At 63.5% G+C, this 16,145-nt stretch carries 18 protein-coding genes; 6 read left to right on the forward strand and 12 right to left on the reverse strand.

The annotated features are described in order from the left end of the window. Window positions 1-576: 576 nt before the first annotated feature. From gfa to xoxF5, 4 genes are all read right to left on the reverse strand, one after another. Window positions 577-1,140, reverse strand: coding sequence for an S-(hydroxymethyl)glutathione synthase (gfa, locus tag H1B27_RS31485; protein ID WP_061883482.1), 564 nt, complete (start codon window positions 1,138-1,140; stop codon window positions 577-579). Window positions 1,141-1,173: 33 nt separating this feature from the next. Further along, window positions 1,174-2,283 carry an S-(hydroxymethyl)glutathione dehydrogenase/class III alcohol dehydrogenase gene (locus H1B27_RS31490; RefSeq protein WP_061883481.1) on the reverse strand — a complete coding sequence of 370 codons (1,110 nt, stop codon included), beginning with the start codon at window positions 2,281-2,283 and terminating at the stop codon, window positions 1,174-1,176. 61 nt (window positions 2,284-2,344) lie between these two features. Continuing rightward, window positions 2,345-2,836 carry a c-type cytochrome, methanol metabolism-related gene (locus H1B27_RS31495; RefSeq protein ID WP_028177982.1) on the reverse strand — a complete coding sequence of 164 codons (492 nt, stop codon included), beginning with the start codon at window positions 2,834-2,836 and terminating at the stop codon, window positions 2,345-2,347. Window positions 2,837-2,958: 122 nt separating this feature from the next. After that, window positions 2,959-4,764 (reverse strand): lanthanide-dependent methanol dehydrogenase XoxF5, encoded by a 1,806-nt coding sequence (gene xoxF5 / locus H1B27_RS31500; RefSeq protein WP_061883479.1) that lies wholly within the window; start codon window positions 4,762-4,764, stop codon window positions 2,959-2,961. Between the two features lie 513 nt (window positions 4,765-5,277). Between xoxF5 and H1B27_RS31505 the strand changes: the two genes are divergently transcribed. Next, a complete protein-coding gene (locus tag H1B27_RS31505) occupies window positions 5,278-6,246 on the forward strand; it encodes a helix-turn-helix domain-containing protein (RefSeq protein ID WP_197968719.1) in 969 nt (322 codons plus the stop codon). 60 nt (window positions 6,247-6,306) lie between these two features. On the opposite strand, the gene H1B27_RS31510 is transcribed toward H1B27_RS31505, so the two are convergent. The 4 genes from H1B27_RS31510 to H1B27_RS31525 all read right to left on the reverse strand — a co-directional run bounded on the left by H1B27_RS31510 (window position 6,307) and on the right by H1B27_RS31525 (window position 10,439). Further along, entirely contained in the window at window positions 6,307-7,308 is a 1,002-nt protein-coding gene (locus H1B27_RS31510) for a Bug family tripartite tricarboxylate transporter substrate binding protein (RefSeq protein ID WP_061883477.1), read from the reverse strand. A gap of 172 nt (window positions 7,309-7,480) precedes the next feature. Continuing rightward, on the reverse strand, window positions 7,481-8,410 hold the full coding sequence (locus H1B27_RS31515; protein WP_197968720.1) for a type 2 periplasmic-binding domain-containing protein: 930 nt from the start codon (window positions 8,408-8,410) through the stop codon (window positions 7,481-7,483). Further along, on the reverse strand, window positions 8,407-8,763 hold the full coding sequence (locus H1B27_RS31520; RefSeq protein WP_061883475.1) for a c-type cytochrome: 357 nt from the start codon (window positions 8,761-8,763) through the stop codon (window positions 8,407-8,409). Before H1B27_RS31520 ends, H1B27_RS31515 begins: the two co-directional genes overlap by 4 nt. 11 nt (window positions 8,764-8,774) lie before the next feature. Continuing rightward, on the reverse strand, window positions 8,775-10,439 hold the full coding sequence (locus H1B27_RS31525; protein WP_061883474.1) for a methanol/ethanol family PQQ-dependent dehydrogenase: 1,665 nt from the start codon (window positions 10,437-10,439) through the stop codon (window positions 8,775-8,777). A 344-nt stretch (window positions 10,440-10,783) separates the two neighbouring features. Here H1B27_RS31525 and lanM point away from each other — a divergent pair, with 344 nt between their 5' ends. The 5 genes from lanM to H1B27_RS31550 all read left to right on the forward strand — a co-directional run bounded on the left by lanM (window position 10,784) and on the right by H1B27_RS31550 (window position 13,442). After that, window positions 10,784-11,182, forward strand: coding sequence for a lanmodulin LanM (gene lanM, locus H1B27_RS31530; RefSeq protein ID WP_061883473.1), 399 nt, complete (start codon window positions 10,784-10,786; stop codon window positions 11,180-11,182). A gap of 139 nt (window positions 11,183-11,321) precedes the next feature. Beyond that, window positions 11,322-11,657 (forward strand): hypothetical protein, encoded by a 336-nt coding sequence (locus H1B27_RS31535; protein WP_061883472.1) that lies wholly within the window; start codon window positions 11,322-11,324, stop codon window positions 11,655-11,657. A 216-nt stretch (window positions 11,658-11,873) separates the two neighbouring features. Beyond that, complete coding sequence (gene pqqA, locus H1B27_RS31540; protein WP_008562446.1) at window positions 11,874-11,954, forward strand: pyrroloquinoline quinone precursor peptide PqqA; 81 nt, start codon at window positions 11,874-11,876, stop codon at window positions 11,952-11,954. A gap of 219 nt (window positions 11,955-12,173) precedes the next feature. Then, window positions 12,174-13,043, forward strand: a complete 870-nt coding sequence (locus tag H1B27_RS31545; protein ID WP_197968721.1) for a DUF6662 family protein — start codon at window positions 12,174-12,176, stop codon at window positions 13,041-13,043. Window positions 13,044-13,232: 189 nt separating this feature from the next. After that, on the forward strand, window positions 13,233-13,442 hold the full coding sequence (locus tag H1B27_RS31550) for a hypothetical protein (protein WP_028181807.1): 210 nt from the start codon (window positions 13,233-13,235) through the stop codon (window positions 13,440-13,442). A 21-nt stretch (window positions 13,443-13,463) separates the two neighbouring features. Here the strand turns inward: H1B27_RS31550 and H1B27_RS31555 are convergent, their stop codons facing one another. From H1B27_RS31555 to H1B27_RS31570, 4 genes are read right to left on the reverse strand one after another with little or no spacing between them, the layout of a single operon-like run. Beyond that, window positions 13,464-13,811: a hypothetical protein gene (locus H1B27_RS31555; protein WP_197968722.1), complete on the reverse strand. Its 348-nt coding sequence runs from the start codon at window positions 13,809-13,811 to the stop codon at window positions 13,464-13,466. 26 nt (window positions 13,812-13,837) lie between these two features. Further along, window positions 13,838-14,629, reverse strand: a complete 792-nt coding sequence (locus H1B27_RS31560; RefSeq protein WP_197968723.1) for a pentapeptide repeat-containing protein — start codon at window positions 14,627-14,629, stop codon at window positions 13,838-13,840. A gap of 48 nt (window positions 14,630-14,677) precedes the next feature. Then, window positions 14,678-15,418, reverse strand: coding sequence for an ABC transporter ATP-binding protein (locus H1B27_RS31565; protein ID WP_061883469.1), 741 nt, complete (start codon window positions 15,416-15,418; stop codon window positions 14,678-14,680). Next, window positions 15,408-16,145 carry an ABC transporter permease gene (locus H1B27_RS31570; protein ID WP_197968724.1) on the reverse strand — a complete coding sequence of 246 codons (738 nt, stop codon included), beginning with the start codon at window positions 16,143-16,145 and terminating at the stop codon, window positions 15,408-15,410. The genes H1B27_RS31565 and H1B27_RS31570 overlap by 11 nt, the downstream gene beginning before the upstream one ends.

Raw genomic sequence — 16,145 nt, forward strand, 5'->3', positions numbered from 1 at the left:
GCCGGTGGCGACGGTTCGTGCGTCGTCTCGCCGCATTCCGCCGTCGTCCCGCGCGGGCAAATCCCGGAGGCAGGCAGGAGCGCGGATAGCGATGTCTGGATTTGCTCGATACTCCCGTCTTCTTCTTGATTGATTGTACTTCGCGCAGCATCGTGACGGCGCGACCGTAGCAGGGATCGCTCCGACCCGGCGTTCACAGCCGAGTGTTCTCACCGGGAAAAGATTGCATCGGTGGTTTGTCAAAAGCAGGGCGCGGTCATTGCGCTACGCGCCTCTGCCACGGTCCCAAGCAAAAAAGCTTCGTCCGCCAGGAACTGCGCGGACGAAGCAGGATGCCTCAGTCGAGGGAGGAAGAAACGCAGGCTTCGCGAGCTTCAAGCAGGAAGCGGGCAGCCTGCGCAGTCATTCAGAGACCAGGACTGAGGAACTGATGGCCCTCATACATGTCTGGTGCAGAAGCGGCAGCATCACCGCGCTGGTCCCGGGACGGCGGCCGGTCCGGCTCGCTGGCGGCAGGCGCCAACGAGCGGATGGGGGGACCGGCGAAGGTTCGGCTGGTCCGATCAGGCGGCCTTCTCAGGCGGCTTTGGCTTTCGCCACATGGGTCGCGATCGCGTCCATCAGTGCCGGCGACAGGCAGTCATAGGGCTCGAGCCCGATCTCCTTCAGCCGCGAGCGGATGCCTGACATCTGCTCGGGCTTCACGCCCGATTCGATCACCGAGGAGACGAAGGCGGCGAATTGCGGCGCCTGCGAGCCCTGCTCCTGGAACAATTCGGGATGGATGAAGTCGAGGCCGTAGAACGGGTGGTTCTTGTTCTCGATGCGGCCGTACATGTGCGTGCCGCAGGCCTTGCAGGCGTGGCGCTGGATCACCGCCGAGGGGTCGACGATCTGGAGCTTGTCGCCGTTCTCGAGCACGGTGACGTTCTGGCGCGGCACCACGGCGACGACGGAGAAGGTCGCGCCCTGCGGTTTCCAGCACTTGGTGCAGCCGCAGGCGTGGTTGTGGGCGACGTCGCCCTTGATGCCGACCTTGACCGGATGGTCCGTGCATTTGCAGACCAGCGTGCCGCCGGCGAAGTTGCCGCTACCTTGCTTGATGCCGTTGTCGATCGAGGGATGGAGTGCAACAGTCATGGGTCGATCCTCCTTGGTGTGATGTCTTTCGAGCTAGAACACGACGACTGAACGGATGGATTTGCCCTCGTGCATGAGATCGAAGCCTTTGTTGATCTCTTCGAGCTTGAGCACGTGGGTGATCATCGGATCGATCTGGATCTTTCCGTTCATGTACCAGTCGACGATCTTCGGCACGTCGGTGCGGCCGCGCGCGCCGCCGAAGGCGGTGCCGCGCCAGTTGCGCCCGGTAACGAGCTGGAACGGGCGGGTGGCGATCTCCTTGCCGGCTTCGGCAACGCCGATGATGATCGAGGTGCCCCAGCCGCGATGGCAGGCTTCCAGCGCCTGGCGCATCACCGTGGTGTTGCCGGTGCAGTCGAACGTGTAGTCGGCGCCGCCATCGGTGAGGCCGACGAGGTGCTGGACGATGTCGCCAGTGACCTTCTTCGGGTTGACGAAGTGGGTCATGCCGAACCGCTTGCCCCACTCCTCCTTGGAATCGTTGATGTCGACGCCGATGATCTTGTCGGCGCCGGCCATCTTGGCGCCCTGGATCACGTTGAGGCCGATGCCACCGAGGCCGAACACGATCACGTTGTCGCCGGGCTCGACCTTGGCGGTGTTGACCACGGCGCCAACGCCGGTGGTGACGCCGCAGCCGATGTAGCAGCTCTTGTCGAACGGCGCGTCCTCGCGGATCTTGGCAACCGCGATCTCGGGCAGCACGGTGAAGTTCGAGAAGGTGGAGCAGCCCATGTAGTGGTAGATCGGCTTGCCCTTGTAGGAGAAACGGCTGGTGCCGTCAGGCATCACGCCCTTGCCCTGCGTCGCACGGATCGCGGTGCAGAGATTGGTCTTGCGGCTGAGGCAGCTTTTGCACTGCCGGCATTCCGGCGTGTAAAGCGGGATGACGTGATCGCCCGGCTTCACCGAGGTCACGCCGGGGCCGATCTCGCGGACGATGCCCGCACCCTCATGCCCCAGGATCGACGGGAAAATGCCCTCGCTGTCGAAGCCGTCGAGCGTATAGGCGTCGGTATGGCAGATGCCCGTCGCCTTGATCTCGACCAGGACCTCGCCGGCCTTGGGTCCCTCCAGATCGACCTCGACGATTTCGAGCGGCTTCTTGGCCTCGAAGGCGACGGCGGCACGTGTTTTCATCGTAAGACTCCTCAGATTCTCATAGGACGCCAAGAGGTGGTCTCGGCAGTCCTCGTAACGTTCATTTGTTGCCCATGCAGGCGTCTTCCGCCTTCTTGTACGCCTCTGTCTTCTCCTCCTTCTTGGCGGGACGCTGCCGGCCCCATGCTTCGGTGGAGCGGGCGCGCAGATAGACGTACAGGTCGTCCATGTAGCAGGCGACGTTCGGGTTGTCGCCGAAAGCAGGCATGACGTTCTCCTGCGCGGTCGAGATGTTCTTGCGACCGGAGGCGACCACGCCCAGGAAGTCGCCATAGCTCATGCTCTTGACGGAATCCTTCAGCGCCGGCGCGTAGGTGGAGCCCATGCCGTCGGGGCCATGACAGACGTGGCAGTCGGAATGATAGCGGCGGTATCCGGAATAGGTGAACCAGTCCACGGTGCCGTCGGCCGAAATCTTGTAGGTCGGAACCCCTTCCTTATCGAGCCACTTTCCGTCGTCTTCCTTTTTCACTGCGGTGGGGTCGCCCGGACCGTCCGCGACCGCAATTCCTCCGGACGCAACCAAGATCATCGCAGCAATGACAGAGCAGATTTTACGCAAGAGATTTTTCCTCGAGGAGCCCGGTGGGACCCGGTGGGAGACGAGCCGGCGCGTGGAGTTGATCCACGCGCCGGAGCGATGCAGAGCGAGGCCTAGTTCGGCAGCGAGAACACGGTCAGCGTACCGCCGAGTGCCGTGTAGTTGCTGAGGGCCGCGTAGCCGCCGACTGCGCCGAGACCTGCGGTCGGATCGGTCAGACCTGCCGCAAGGCCGATGCCGGCCCAGCCACCGACGCCGGAGAGCACGGCAACGTACTGCTTGCCGTTGTTCTCATAGGTGGTGACGTTGCCGATGATGCCCGAGGGAGTCTTGAACTTGTAGAGCTCCTTGCCGGACTTGGCGTCGACCGCCTTCAGGTAGCCTTCGAGCGTGCCGTAGAACACCACGCCGCCTGCCGTTGCGAGCGCACCCGACCAGACCGAGAACTGCTCCTTGTTCGACCAGACGATCTTGCCGGTCTTGTTGTCCCAGGCGATGAAGTTGCCCATGTGGCTTTCGCCCTGCGGCGGATACATCGAGAGCGTCGCACCCACATAGGGCTGACCTGCGGTGTAGCTCACCTTGAACGGCTCGTAGTCCATGCAGACGTGGTTGGTCGGAACGTAGAACAGCTGCGTGTCCGGCGAGTAGGCCGCCGGCTGCTCGTCCTTGGTGCCGAGCGCGGCCGGGCAGATGCCCTTCGTGTTCTTGTCCTCTCCGCCGTGCTCGGTCGAGTATTGAGCGACGACCTTGGGACGGCCGTAGGTCGGCGAGTTCTTGTCCATGTCGACGCCGCTGGTCCAGTTCACCTTGGGGTCGTACTTCTCGGCAACCAGCAACTCGCCGGTCTCGCGGTCCATGGTGTAGGCGAGGCCGTTGCGGTCGAAGTGCGTCAGCAGCTTGCGGGGCTGACCGTTGATCTGCTGATCGGTGAGGATCATTTCGTTGACGCCGTCATAGTCCCACTCGTCATGGGGCGTCATCTGGTAGACCCACTTCGCCATGCCGGTGTCGGCATCGCGCGCGAAGATCGTCATCGACCATTTGTTGTCGCCGGGACGCTGCTTCGGGTTCCAGGTCGAGGGATTGCCCGACCCGTAATAGACGAGGTTCAGCGCGGGATCGTAGGAGATCCAGCCCCAGGTGCAGCCGCCGCCGATCTTCCACTGGTCACCCTGCCAGGTCTTCAGCGATGAATCCGCGCCGACCGGCTTGCCGAGCGCCGTCGTCTTGACCGGATCGACCTTGATCTGGTCGTCCGGACCTTCAGAATAGGCGCGCCAGGCCTGCTTGCCCGTCTTGAGGTCGTATGCGGTGAGGTGGCACTGCACGCCGAACTCGCCGCCGGAGATGCCGACCATGACCTTGTCCTTGACGACCAGCGCGGCCGATGTGCCGGTCTCGCCCTTCGCGGGATTGCCGTTGGTGGCCGACCAGGCCACCTGGCCGGTCTTGGCGTCGAGCGCGACGAGGTTGGTGTCGGCTTGATGCAGGATGATCTTGCCGTCGCCGTAGGACAGGCCGCGATTGACCGTGTCGCAGCACATCACCGGGATGACGTTCGGATCCTGCTTCGGCTCGTACCTCCAGACGATCTTGTTCTCGTTGGAAAGGTCAATGGCGTAGACCTTGTTCGGGAACGGCGTGTGGACGTACATCATGTTGCCGATGATCAGCGGGCCGCCCTCGTGGCCGCGCAGCACGCCGGTCGAGAAGGTCCAGGCGACCTGGAGCTTGCCGACGTTCTGGGCGTTGATCTGGTTCAGCTTGGAATAGCGGGTGTTGGCGTAGTCGCCCGCCGGCATCACCCAGTCCTTCGGGTTCTGCGACATCTTGATCAGCTCGTCGTTGGCTGACGCGCTGCCGACGGCGAGAGCCGCCGCGGAGCCGAGATAGGTCGCCAGTAGCACCTTGCGCATAGTCATTCCTCCGTTGGTCTCGTTTATTGTTTCCGAAGCATTGCTCGACCGCCGGGCTTCTCGTCCGGCGTTTGCTCGTGCAGGGCGGTCACGATTGGGACCAGAAACGATGCTGTGCTGTTTCCTCCTCCTGATGAGAGCCACGGGTCCACGTGCAGGAGCGGCCCGTTCTTATTGTTCCTGCCGCAATCCCTAACGACTTCGCCATTGGGAAACTTGCCCAAGAGAGAAGCCGGTTTGCTCGACAGCGCACGGGGGCAAAGATTTTGATTTTGCAGTAGCGAATTCAGCCGTTTCCGCGCCGCGGCGGGCCGCGCTCAACGGCCAGGTTCCCCTTGACGGCGCTGCAACGAAGGCGGAGGATTAAGTTTCAAGAGTGGCAATGGAACGGTGGCGCTTGTTCCACAAGATCGCTCAAATTCGAGGTAAACGTCACGCAATCACGGCCGAGGGCTCCGGCAGCGCTGGTCGCGATTCGCGTCGAATCTCCGGATCAAACCAGTGGCTGGATTAATGTCCGACACCATTCACACGCTCTCGACGACCGGTATGACGCCGAAGCGCCAGATCCAGAGCTGGATCGACGGGCTGACGAGCCTGTGTGGGCATTTCGATGTCGATCCGCTGGAGGCGTCCTCGCTGGAGGGTCGCATTGACTACACCAGCGTCTCGCGCCTGAAGCTCTGCCAGATCGAGGTCAGCCAGCATCGCATCGCGCATACGCTGGCGCGCGCCAAGGCCAATGAGCATCCCTACATAAAAATTCACTTCCAGACCTACGGGGTGTCCTATTTCGAACAGGAAGGCCGTCACATCGAAATCAATCCCGGCGACATCATCGCCTACGATGTCTCCTGCCCGCATTCGATCATCAGCCCGGCCTTCACGCGTCATGACGTGGTGATCGTGCCGAAGGCCCTGCTGCGAGACCGCGGATTCCCATCGCAGCGGATGCCTGCCTGCAAGCTCTCCTCAAAAACAGGCACGGGGCGGATCGCCCATGATTTCGTCCACGCGACGTTCGACGAGGCGGCGAAGCTATCGGCGAACAGCGCGGTCGGCGTGGCCGATTCGCTGATCGACCTGTTGCTGCTGCCGCTGCGCGAAGCCGACACCATGTTCGATCGCGTCGGACCCGAAGCGATGTATGTGCGAGCGCAGTTCTTCATCCGCGAGCACCTGCGCGATCCGGATCTGTGCATCGACCAGATATCGGCCGAGCTCGGCTGCTCCAAGCGCTATCTGCACATGCTATTCTCGGAGCGCGGTACGACGGTGAGCGACTACATCTGGCAGGCGCGGCTGCAGAACTGCCGCCAGGAGCTCGAAGCCCACGCCGGCAAGACCATCACCGACGTCGCGTTCTCCTGGGGCTTTTCCAGCTCGTCGCATTTCAGCCGGGTGTTCCGGAAATATTTCGGCGTGGTGCCGTCCTCGATCCACAAGGCACAGCAGGGCACCGTGGCCTCGGGCGAACATTAGGCGTGGTTTTTCAGAAGGCGGCCGGAGAGGCCATCCTCCTGATACGCCCCGGCTGTCTGGTCAGGCCGGCTCGAGGCCCAACGACTTCGCGCTCTCGATCCAGATCGGCAGTTCGCGCTGGTACAGCGCGTTGGTCTCCTTGAAGCCGATCGCGGGCTCGAGCACGAAAGTCGCGAGAACCTCCTTCACTTTCTGATCGTTGTTGGCGGCGACACAGAGCTCGGCGAGGCGATCGACCACCGGCTGTGGCGTCGCCTTCGGCACGGCCCATCCGGTGAACCCGCTCACGGTGAAGAATTTTGACGTAGCGCCCTGTTCGGGCAACGTCTTCACGTTCGGGATCGCGTCGACCTTCTTCGAATGCACGGCGAAGACGGTGCCGCGGTCGCTTTGCAGCACCGATTGTGCGGCCGTGTAGCTGCCCATGGCGGCATCGAGCGTGCCTTCGAGCATGCCCGTCCACATCGGCGCTTCGCCGCGATAATGGACCGGCTCGATGTTGAGGCCGTACTGCTTGTTGAGCTCGTTGATCGTCATGTGCGGGGCCGAGCCCGCGCTGTAGGTGCCGAAGTTCACCTTGCCGCTCTTGCGCGCGAAGGCGACGAAATCCTCCAGCGTCTTGACTCCGGTTTTCGGGTTCGCCACCAGCAGCAGGCCGGCGCCGGGAATGACACTGACGAGCGTCAGATCCTTGTCCATGTCGTAGCCGGGATTTTTCATCACCACCCGGTTCATGATGTAGGTCGTCGAGATCGAGCACAGGATGGTGTGCCCGTCGGGCTCGGCGCGGGCGACCTCCGCCGTGCCGATCGCGCCGGAGGCGCCGGGCTTGTTCTCGACGACGACGGTCTTGCCGACCTGCTTGGAGATGAACTCGCCATAGGCGCGCGCGAGCAGGTCGGTCTGGCCGCCGGCCGGATAGCTGCAAATCATGCGAATCTGCCGCGCCGGCCAGGTACCTTGTGATGCGCCTTGCGCCGAGGCGCCGCGTACGACGAATGGCATCGCCAGTGTAGTGGTACCGGCGGCGATGAAGTGGCGGCGATCGAGTTTGGCGGACATGATTCTCTCCCAGATCTCTGCGGAACCTACTGCATCAGGCTGGCGCCGGGCATGGCAGGCAGGCGAGACAGATTGGCGCACGATGCGTGCGCAGCGCGCAGGGAGTACGTGCCCGGGCGCAGGCTCTGCGGAGCGTCACTGCGTGCCGTCCGGGACATCAGCGTGCTTGCAATCACCGCTGAATGATCTGCGTCCAGACGTCGCCCAGAATCGCTGGCTCCCGCGGCGGCAGATAGGTGAGGCCGGCCTGCTTGCCGAATTCGGCGATTTTGCCTTCGGTAGCAAGCTGGCCGAGCGTCTTGTTGACGGCCTCGACCAGCGCGCCATCGCTGGCGAGCCCGACATAGCCGCGATTGGCTCCGATCGGGTAATAGTAGCCGGACGCCGTGATCGCCGTGTCGGGGTGCGCGGCGCGATGGGCGTCGAAGCGGGCAAGATCGATCAGGGTCGCGTCATGGTCGCCGCGCTCGAGCGCGCCCAGGAGATCGTCGCGGCCGGGGACGAGGTGCGTGATATTCTCGATCAGGCGCCCTTTGTCGAAGGTCATCAGGATGGCATCGCCGAGCGATCCGCTGTCGATGACGAGACGCAGGCCGGCGAGATCGCCGATGTCGCCGATCTTGCGGCCACGGGCCTGCGGCCCGAGCACCACCGTCATTGGCGAATAGATGTAAGGCTGGCTTGGCGCGAGCACGCCGAGCGCGACGCGACGCCGCCGGTCGTCGCGCGTAGCTCCGGCGAAATCCGGCAGGCGCGCCGTTTTAATCCCGGGCACGACCAGCGAGTCCTGCGTCAGCGCATAGCCGCCGACCAGCGAGCAACGCCCATCCGAGAGCAGCGCATTGGCCTCGAGCTGCGGGCTGGAATCCTCATCGAGCCTGCTCTCGAACCACTGGATCGCGAGCGGCCGTCGCAGGCGTTCGGCCACGGCGCGCGCCAGCAGCACGTCGAAGCCGGCATCCGGCTTGCCCTTTCGATGCACCGACAGCGGTGGCCGGTCCTCGTCGAGACAGACCTTGAGTGGATCCTCGGCCGCGCCCGCAACGAGAGGCGCCGCCGCGAGGATCGCGGCAACGCTCCAGATGGAGAGGCATCGTCTCATGGCTTTCTCCGGCTGGAGACGAAGGCCCAGAGGTTCCCGATCTCGTCGTCGCTGAGAATGTCGGCCCAGGGCGGCATCTTGTTGTTCTTGCCGTTCTTCACCGTGGTGACGAAGCGCGTTTTGTCGTCGGGAATGGCACGCAGGTCCGGCGTGACGGTGCCGGAGTTCATCAGATTGGGGCCGTGGCAGTGCGAGCATTTCGAGGCGTAAGTCGACTTGCCATGGTCGATCTGCGCCTGCATGGAATTGCCAGTGGTGTTGTTATCGGCACGACCGGCCGCCGCAAGCGCGACCGACAGCACCGCGACGGCGGCGATCATCGCCGCCGTCTTATGAGAGATCACTTTCAGCATCGTACCCGTGGTTACTGCTTGACCGCAAAGACCCACAGCGAGCCGCCGGGCGGCACGTTGGCAAGCCGCTCGTCGCCGGAGAACAGCGAGTAGACGCCGCCATAGCCGCTCGTCACGGCGACATATTGCACGCCATCCTGCTGCCAGGTCACCGGCTGTCCCTCGATGCCGGAGCCGGTCTGGAACTGCCAGAGCTTCTTGCCGGTGTCGGCGTCGAAGGCCTCGAACTCGCCGGTCAGCGCGCCAGAGAACACGACGCCTCCGGCCGTCGAGAGTACGCCGGAGAAGCGCGGAATGTCGCTCGGCGCTTCCCATTTCGATTTGCCGGTCATGGGGTCGATGGCCTTGAGATGGCCGCGCGGCCCGTCTCCGTATTCCCAGAGGTCGGTCAGGTCCATGCCGAGGTACCATTCACCCTGCTTGTAGGTGACTGGCTCGGTCTTGTACCTGCCGCCGAAGGCGAGCGTGTTGGCATAGGCAAGGCCGGTCTGCGGATTGAACGACATCGGCTCCCAGTTCTTGCCGCCGAGGATGGACGGATAGACCGTCACCTTCTTGCCCTCGCGTGCGTCCTTGGAAACGTCGGTCTCGATCGGACGTCCGGTCTTCATGTCGATCCCGGTTGCCCAGTTGACCTTCACGTAAGGGTTGGCCGCGAGCAGCTTGCCGTTGGTGCGGTCGAGCACGTAGAAGAAGCCGTTGCGGTTGGCATTCATCAGCGTCTTGGTCGGCTTGCCATCGATGTTCACGTCGGCGAGCACCATCTCGGCCACGGCGTCGTAGTCGAACGGATTGTTCGGCGAGAACTGGTAATGCCATTTGATCTTGCCGGTCTTCGGATCCAGTGCCAGCACCGAGCAGGTGTAGAGATTGTCGCCGGGGCGCACCGCCGAGTTGAACGGGCCGGGATTGCCGATGCCCCAATAGATCGTGTTCAGCTCGGGATCATAAGACCCGGTGATCCAGGTCGAGCCGCCGCCGAGCTTCCAGGTGTCGCCCTTCCAGGTGTCGCCGCCGGGCTCGTCGGGCGAGGGGATCGAATGGGTGCGCCAGAGATGCTTGCCCGTTGCCGGATCCCAGCCGTCGATGAAGCCCCTTGTGCCGAATTCGGCGCCGGAGATGCCGGTGATGACGACGCCGTCGGCAACGAGAGGGGCCACCGTCATCGAATAGCCTTCCTTGATGTCCGCCGCCTTCTGCCGCCACAACTCCTTGCCGTTCTTGGCGTCGATGGCAATCACGTGGGCATCGAGGGTCGTACGGAACAGCTTGCCCTCATGAATTGCGACGCCGCGGTTGATGATGCCGCAGCAGACAATTCGCGGCGTCTCCGCCGGATATTCGATCTTGCTCTTCCAGATCTGCTTGCCGGTCTTGACGTCCACCGCCATGGTCGCGTTGTGCGTGGTCACATAGATCACGCCCTGATAGACAATGGGCTGGGATTCCTCGCTACGGTCGTCATTGAAGCTGTAATTCCAGATCGGGACGAGGTTCTTGACCGTATCCTTGTTGATCTGCTTCAGCGTCGAGAACCGCTGGAGATTGTAGCCCATTCCATAATTGAGAACGTTCGACGTGTCGGTCGCGCCCTTGACCAGCTGCTCGGTGGTTTGTGCATTTGCACAGGTTGACGCAAGCATGACGAGGCCTGCGGCCATCGCAAAGCGTTTCATCCGTTCCTCCCAATATGCGCGCCTTTTGACGCTGCGATTGCAACACTCCGCCTGAAAGCAAAACACGTCAATACGAAAGTCGTAAGTGCCGTGCCGATATCGTCGGACGCGGGTGTCGGTCACCTTACGGAAACCTTGCGAAAGCAACTTCCACTTGTGCTGAGACGCTGAGAAAATTCCGCGCTACGAAGCGGTCCCGGGGTGCAGGCGTGCCGGCGCACGGCCGGGTTGTCCCGGGTTGTGGTGCGCGCAAGTTGCAAGTCCGGACTTGAACCAAGGCCCGCTTGCGGATTTATGTCGTTCATGTCCCCGTCGATTCGGGGCTCATCGTCAGGGAGGTCTAGATGATTTCGAGTCGTTCAATTGCCCTTGCCCTTTCGCTTACGATTGCATTGTCGGCCGGTCCGGCGTGGTCGGCCTCCGGCAACGCGGTCAAGTTGTTCGACACCGACAATGACGGCACGCTCGATCTTGCCGAGGTGAAGAAGGTGGCCGCCGCAATGTTCGCAAAGCTTGATCCCGATCATGACGGCACGCTTGATGCGCGCGAATTGCGCGGACGGTTGTCGGCGAAAGAGCTCGCCGCCGCCGATCCTGACCGCGACGGGACGCTTACGCTCGACGAATATCTGTCCGTGGTCGAGCAACGCTTCAACGCGGCGAATCCCGACAAGGACGGAACGCTGGATGCGAAGGAGCTGAACTCGCGCGCAGGCCGCACCCTGCTGCGATTGTTACGGTGAGCGGGGCAATCGGAACTGACGTGACGAGGGCCGCATTTGCGATCATTCCGGCCTGACGCTCGGGAACATCGGGCTGTTCGGCCTGTTTTCTCCGCAACGTCCTGCCTGGCGCCGGGGCTGCGCGGCAGGCGAAGAGGAGATGCAGATGAACACAAAACGTTCCGTTCTTGCTGCCTGCGCCATCCTGACATTGAGCGCCGGCGTTGCCGTCGCCGGCCCGTGCAACACCGGTAGCGCCAGCACCGACAAGGATGCCGGCTCTGGTCCGGTCACCGTGGGCTCAGCTCAATCGCACTCGTCCAGCTCAACGAGTGATACCAGCCAGCATCCGCCGACCAGCACGATGAATCGTGCAAGCGGTGAAACGCCGGCTTCGTCCGAGGATGCTCAGCGGCAAATGCAGAGTGAGCCGACCGCGGCCCAGCGCGCCGAAGGCGCCAAGCCGAATACCGAAATGGCCGACAAGGGCTGCTGACGGCACTGTCGATCAGACGCGCGGTGCATTGCACAAGTTGTTGTCTCGCTGGTCGTGCTTGACCAAGAGGGAACTGGCTTTGTCCGAGAGAGAAATGCAGTGGCGAAGAATCGACACAGATGCGCTCGGCAGTCCAATCGAAGCTTGAACTGCACCTGACGCAGCCCTACGTTTTGCGCCGCGCGATGTCGCGCTCAATACCTTGGGAGACCCCGAATGGCTTGGAAAGCTCCGAAGATCGTGGAAGTGCCGGTCGGCATGGAAATCAACATGTACGCCTGCGCTTCGCGCAAGTAAGACTGACGACCTGCCGCGGCTTCGATGGCGAGCGCCGTCGAAGTCGCGGCAGTGTCGGATTTCGGCTTGGCCCCATCGTGCTTCGCGATGGACGCGAAGCGGCACGTGCAGGCTTCGACCTCTCCACCAAAATCTCGACCGTGCTCTGCCGCTCTGTGCTACGCTGATGCTCGGCGAGCGTTGCTGCCGCATCACAGCGGCGCGCCTTCGGGGCAGGGGATGGACGGCAGAACCTGTAAGTTCTGGATGGTGATCGGGTGCGCGATCGTGCTGGCGCCGGCGCGCAGCAGCGCCGAAGAAGGCTTTGATACCGAGCACATTTTCGGCTTCATGATCGGCACCGATGTCGGCAATGTCGGCGAGCGCGAATTCCAGACTCAAACGACAGGGCGCTTCGGCAAAGGCGGGGCGGCGTATCGCGCGCTCGAGCACGAGGTCGAGATCGAGGTGGTGCCACTGCCGAATTTTCGTATCGAGCTCGGCGGCACCGCCAGCTTGCACGACATCACCGGCGTCCCTGATATCGACGACCGCCGCCAGTTCAACTTCCAGGGCGCCTCGCTCGACCTGCGTTATCGCCTGCTCGATCGCAACCGCGCCCCGTTCGGCTTCACTATCGCTGCCGAACTGCACGGCGACCGCATTGACGAGACCAGCGGCGCGAAAGGGCGAATGTACGGCACCGAGTTCACGCTGGCATTCGACCGCGAACTGATCCCGAACTTCGCCATCGGCGCCCTCAACCTGATCTACCAACCGGAATGGGCACGCCTCGAGGTTGGAGGAATATCCGAGAAGAGCTCAACGATCGGCGCTGCGTTTGCTGGCCTGGCGCGCGTGCGGCCGAATGTGCTGCTCGGTGGCGAGTTGCGCTATTTCCGGCAATATGAGGGGATCGGCCTCGGAGAATTTGCAGGCCAGGCCCTGTTCGTCGGCCCCACCGCATATTTCCAGCTATCCGAGCGCTCGCGGCTGACCTTGAGCTGGAGCATGCAGGCCTGGGGACGTCCGGCCGGATCGGGCGGCAAGCTGGACCTCGTCAATTTCGAGCGGCACCAGGCCAGGATGGTGTTCGGGATCAACTTCTAGCTGCGAGATCGTCATGGGGCGGGGACAAGGCCGGCCATGACCTCTGGAGAATTCGGCGTTTTGCGTCGCAAGGCAGCAAGGGATGGAGGCAGTTCCCATCACCATTCCTGACCTCCGCCTGAAACTTCCCCCTCCTTGCAACGTAATCTTTCGTGCTAATCTCCAGCGCCCCTTGCGAGAGGATCCGGCATGAACCCGATTGACCTGGTGGTGACTGTGTGTGCGGTGCTCTCGCCTGCGACCTGCGAGGAGCAGCATCTGGTGTTCAACTATTCCGGCTCGCCCCGCCAATGCGTGATGGCCGCGCCGCCCTATATCGCGCAATGGGTCAGCGAGCATCCGAAGTGGCAGGCGGTGCGTTGGCGCTGCGAATATCCACACCCCAACGACAGGGCATAGGGCGAAGGATCTGTTCGAGCGCTACTTCGTGCAGTCCTTCAGATCCTTGTCGGCAATCGAGAACACGGCGTCCGCCTTGATCTCGATGTCACGGACGATGCACTGCCGCGCGTCGGGATAGCTGACCTTGGCGTCATAGCGGCCGGGCTCGACACCGGTGATGCGCAGCCGCTCGTCGTGATCGACCTCCTTGTCCTTGTCGTTCAAGCACTGGTTCGGACCCCAGTCGGTCTTGCCGGCTGGCGCGAGCTGGAAACCGGAGATCGTCTCCGTCGTCAGGTTCCAGAGCCTTACGCCCTTGCCCTTGGTCTGCGCGGCGGCCTCGCCGACAAGCGTCGACAACGCGATCAGAGCCAGTACCCAACGCATCGAGCAGTCCTCCCACAGGCGCGCCGTCATTCCCTGATCAGGCGTTCGCGGTTCTTTGCCTTGTCGAAATTCTTGGCGCGGTCAAGGCCGTTCGGCGCGATCAGCTTCGCCGAGGCGAGATCGGCGCCGTCGAAATCGGCGTCGATGACGATCGCGCCGGTCAGATCGGCTCCGCCGAGTTGGGCGTTTTTCAGTGATGCACCGCTCAGGTCGGCGCCCCTGAGGACCGCGAATTCAAGGTCGACGCGTGACAAATCGGCGTTGCGCGCGTTCAGCCGTTCCAGATTGGCGGATCTCAGCACCGCGCGCATCAGCCCCATCGACTGATTGCGCATGTCGGCACCGAGATGCGCATCCGCGATCGACGCGCCGACCATGCTCGCGCCGGTGAGATCTGCCGTGATGCGCGCACCAGTCAGATCGGCGCCGTCGAGGCGAGCACGTGCCATCTGTGACGCGAACAAATTGGCGCCCTTCAGGCTCGCGCCCGTGAGATCTGCATCCAGCAGCCACGCCTGATCGAGGATCGCCCCATCAAGGCGGGCACCGGCGAGTTTCGTCTTGTTGAGCCGTGCCGCACGGAGAATTGCGTTGGCCAGGTCGAGACCACTGAGATCGAGCCCGGATAACCGCTTGCCAGTCAAATCGGCGGGGGCGCCGCTCGCTTTGGCCAGCGCGGCCTCGACCTCCTGCCGGCTCATCTCGGCGGAGACCATCGCGGGTGACGTCAGATCTAGATCGCGCATCATGTCCTGCGCGCGCGTCGTTGTCGCGAGCAGAGCAAGGCCAAGTGCCGTCAGGGCGATCCTTCGCTTCATCAGCAGACTCCGAAGCAACCCAATTTAGCACGGGCCTCGCGCGGTTGCCTATGAGACATCCCGCCCGGCGTGAACGTCGCCCTGTTCCGCTTGGATGCGCCGTGCAAGCTCGGTCCTGATCGCCGCAATCTCGGCTTCGCTGCGCGCGGCGCGGGGGATGGCGATCGGAAGCTCCTGTACGATCCGTGCGGGGCGCGGCGACAAGAAGAACAGCCGGTCGCCGAGCCGGATCGCATCGTCGAGACTGTGGGTGACAAGCAGCGTCATCATCGGACGGCTCGCGACCAGCGTTGCGATCTCGTCGCGCAAACGGCCGGCGAGCGCATCGTCGAGCGAGGCGAGGGGCTCGTCGAGCACCAGGAGATCGGGCTCAACCGCGAAGGCACGGGCGAGTGCGACGCGGCGGGCAAGGCCGAGCGACAATTCGCCGGGGAAGTGGCTGCGATGCGCTTCCAGCTCCAGGATCCGGAACAGCTCCGACAGCTTCGCGTCGGAAACCTCCGGGGCCGCAAGCCGTACATTCTGCTCGACCGAGCGCCACGGCAGCAGCCGCGGCTCCTGGAATACCATGCCGATCCGCGCCTCTGGCGGTCGTGCGACGCGGCCTGCAAAGTCGTGGTCCAAGCCGAGGATGATGCGCAGCATCGTGCTCTTGCCGCAGCCGGACGGCCCGATCAGCACGCCGACCTCGCCGGATTGAAGCGCGAACCGGACCGGCGCCAGCACCTCGTGCGTTTCGCCGGCGGCACTCCTGAAGGACTTGCCTGTGATCTCGACCTCAAGCCGCACGGGGCCGCCACCGGTTTGCGCGGGCTTCGAACGGCTGCACCAGCAAGGTTTCGATGACGAGCACGACGGCGGCGAAGGTCAGGGAATAGGCCAGCAGCCGCGGCGTGTCGAACAGCTGGAAGGCGACGCCGATCTCGAAGCCGACGCCGTTGGGACGACCCAGGAGCTCGGCGACCAGCACGATCTTCCACACCAGCGACAGCCCGGAGCGCGCGGAGGCCGCGATATAGGGCGCAAGCTGCGGCAGCACGACGTGGCGGAAGGCGCGCCAGCGCGGCATCGCGAACACGCTCGCCATCTCGTCGAGCGAGCGGTCGAGCGCGCGGGCGCCCTCGCGCAAGGTGACGATGGCGGTCGGCAGCTTGTTGATGGCGATCGCCGCGATCGCGGCGGCCTCGGTGAGCCCGGCCCAGATATAGGCCAGCACGATCACGACCAATGCGGGCAGGTTGAGCAGCAGGATCAACCAGGGATCGCCGAGCCGGTCGGCGAGCTTGACTCGGCCCATCAAATAGCCGATCGCGCTGCCGAGCGACATCGCGAGTGTGAAAGCGAGCGCGACGCGCGCCAGCGTGGCGCCGAGATGCAGGAACAGCGCGCCGCTTGATGCTTCCGCGATCATGACGTGGAGCACGGCCGGCGGGGAGGGCAGCTTCGCGCCACCGACGAACAGCGCGGCGGTCCACCAGGTTGCGAGGAACAGGGCGAACGAGAGCAGACGCAGCAC

This window comes from Bradyrhizobium diversitatis (assembly GCF_016031635.1).
In the GTDB taxonomy this organism is placed as follows: Bacteria; Pseudomonadota; Alphaproteobacteria; order Rhizobiales; family Xanthobacteraceae; genus Bradyrhizobium; species Bradyrhizobium diversitatis.

What these genes read in the sequence shown, in the direction of transcription:
- gfa (WP_061883482.1), bottom strand. Translation starts at nt 1,140, where the DNA reads ATGACTGTTGCACTCCATCCCTCGATCGACAACGGCATCAAGCAAGGT.
- H1B27_RS31490 (WP_061883481.1), bottom strand. Translation starts at nt 2,283, where the DNA reads ATGAAAACACGTGCCGCCGTCGCCTTCGAGGCCAAGAAGCCGCTCGAA.
- H1B27_RS31495 (WP_028177982.1), bottom strand. Translation starts at nt 2,836, where the DNA reads ATGATCTTGGTTGCGTCCGGAGGAATTGCGGTCGCGGACGGTCCGGGC.
- xoxF5 (WP_061883479.1), bottom strand. Translation starts at nt 4,764, where the DNA reads ATGCGCAAGGTGCTACTGGCGACCTATCTCGGCTCCGCGGCGGCTCTC.
- H1B27_RS31505 (WP_197968719.1), top strand. Translation starts at nt 5,278, where the DNA reads ATGTCCGACACCATTCACACGCTCTCGACGACCGGTATGACGCCGAAG.
- H1B27_RS31510 (WP_061883477.1), bottom strand. Translation starts at nt 7,308, where the DNA reads ATGTCCGCCAAACTCGATCGCCGCCACTTCATCGCCGCCGGTACCACT.
- H1B27_RS31515 (WP_197968720.1), bottom strand. Translation starts at nt 8,410, where the DNA reads ATGAGACGATGCCTCTCCATCTGGAGCGTTGCCGCGATCCTCGCGGCG.
- H1B27_RS31520 (WP_061883475.1), bottom strand. Translation starts at nt 8,763, where the DNA reads ATGCTGAAAGTGATCTCTCATAAGACGGCGGCGATGATCGCCGCCGTC.
- H1B27_RS31525 (WP_061883474.1), bottom strand. Translation starts at nt 10,439, where the DNA reads ATGAAACGCTTTGCGATGGCCGCAGGCCTCGTCATGCTTGCGTCAACC.
- lanM (WP_061883473.1), top strand. Translation starts at nt 10,784, where the DNA reads ATGATTTCGAGTCGTTCAATTGCCCTTGCCCTTTCGCTTACGATTGCA.
- H1B27_RS31535 (WP_061883472.1), top strand. Translation starts at nt 11,322, where the DNA reads ATGCAGATGAACACAAAACGTTCCGTTCTTGCTGCCTGCGCCATCCTG.
- pqqA (WP_008562446.1), top strand. Translation starts at nt 11,874, where the DNA reads ATGGCTTGGAAAGCTCCGAAGATCGTGGAAGTGCCGGTCGGCATGGAA.
- H1B27_RS31545 (WP_197968721.1), top strand. Translation starts at nt 12,174, where the DNA reads ATGGACGGCAGAACCTGTAAGTTCTGGATGGTGATCGGGTGCGCGATC.
- H1B27_RS31550 (WP_028181807.1), top strand. Translation starts at nt 13,233, where the DNA reads ATGAACCCGATTGACCTGGTGGTGACTGTGTGTGCGGTGCTCTCGCCT.
- H1B27_RS31555 (WP_197968722.1), bottom strand. Translation starts at nt 13,811, where the DNA reads ATGCGTTGGGTACTGGCTCTGATCGCGTTGTCGACGCTTGTCGGCGAG.
- H1B27_RS31560 (WP_197968723.1), bottom strand. Translation starts at nt 14,629, where the DNA reads ATGAAGCGAAGGATCGCCCTGACGGCACTTGGCCTTGCTCTGCTCGCG.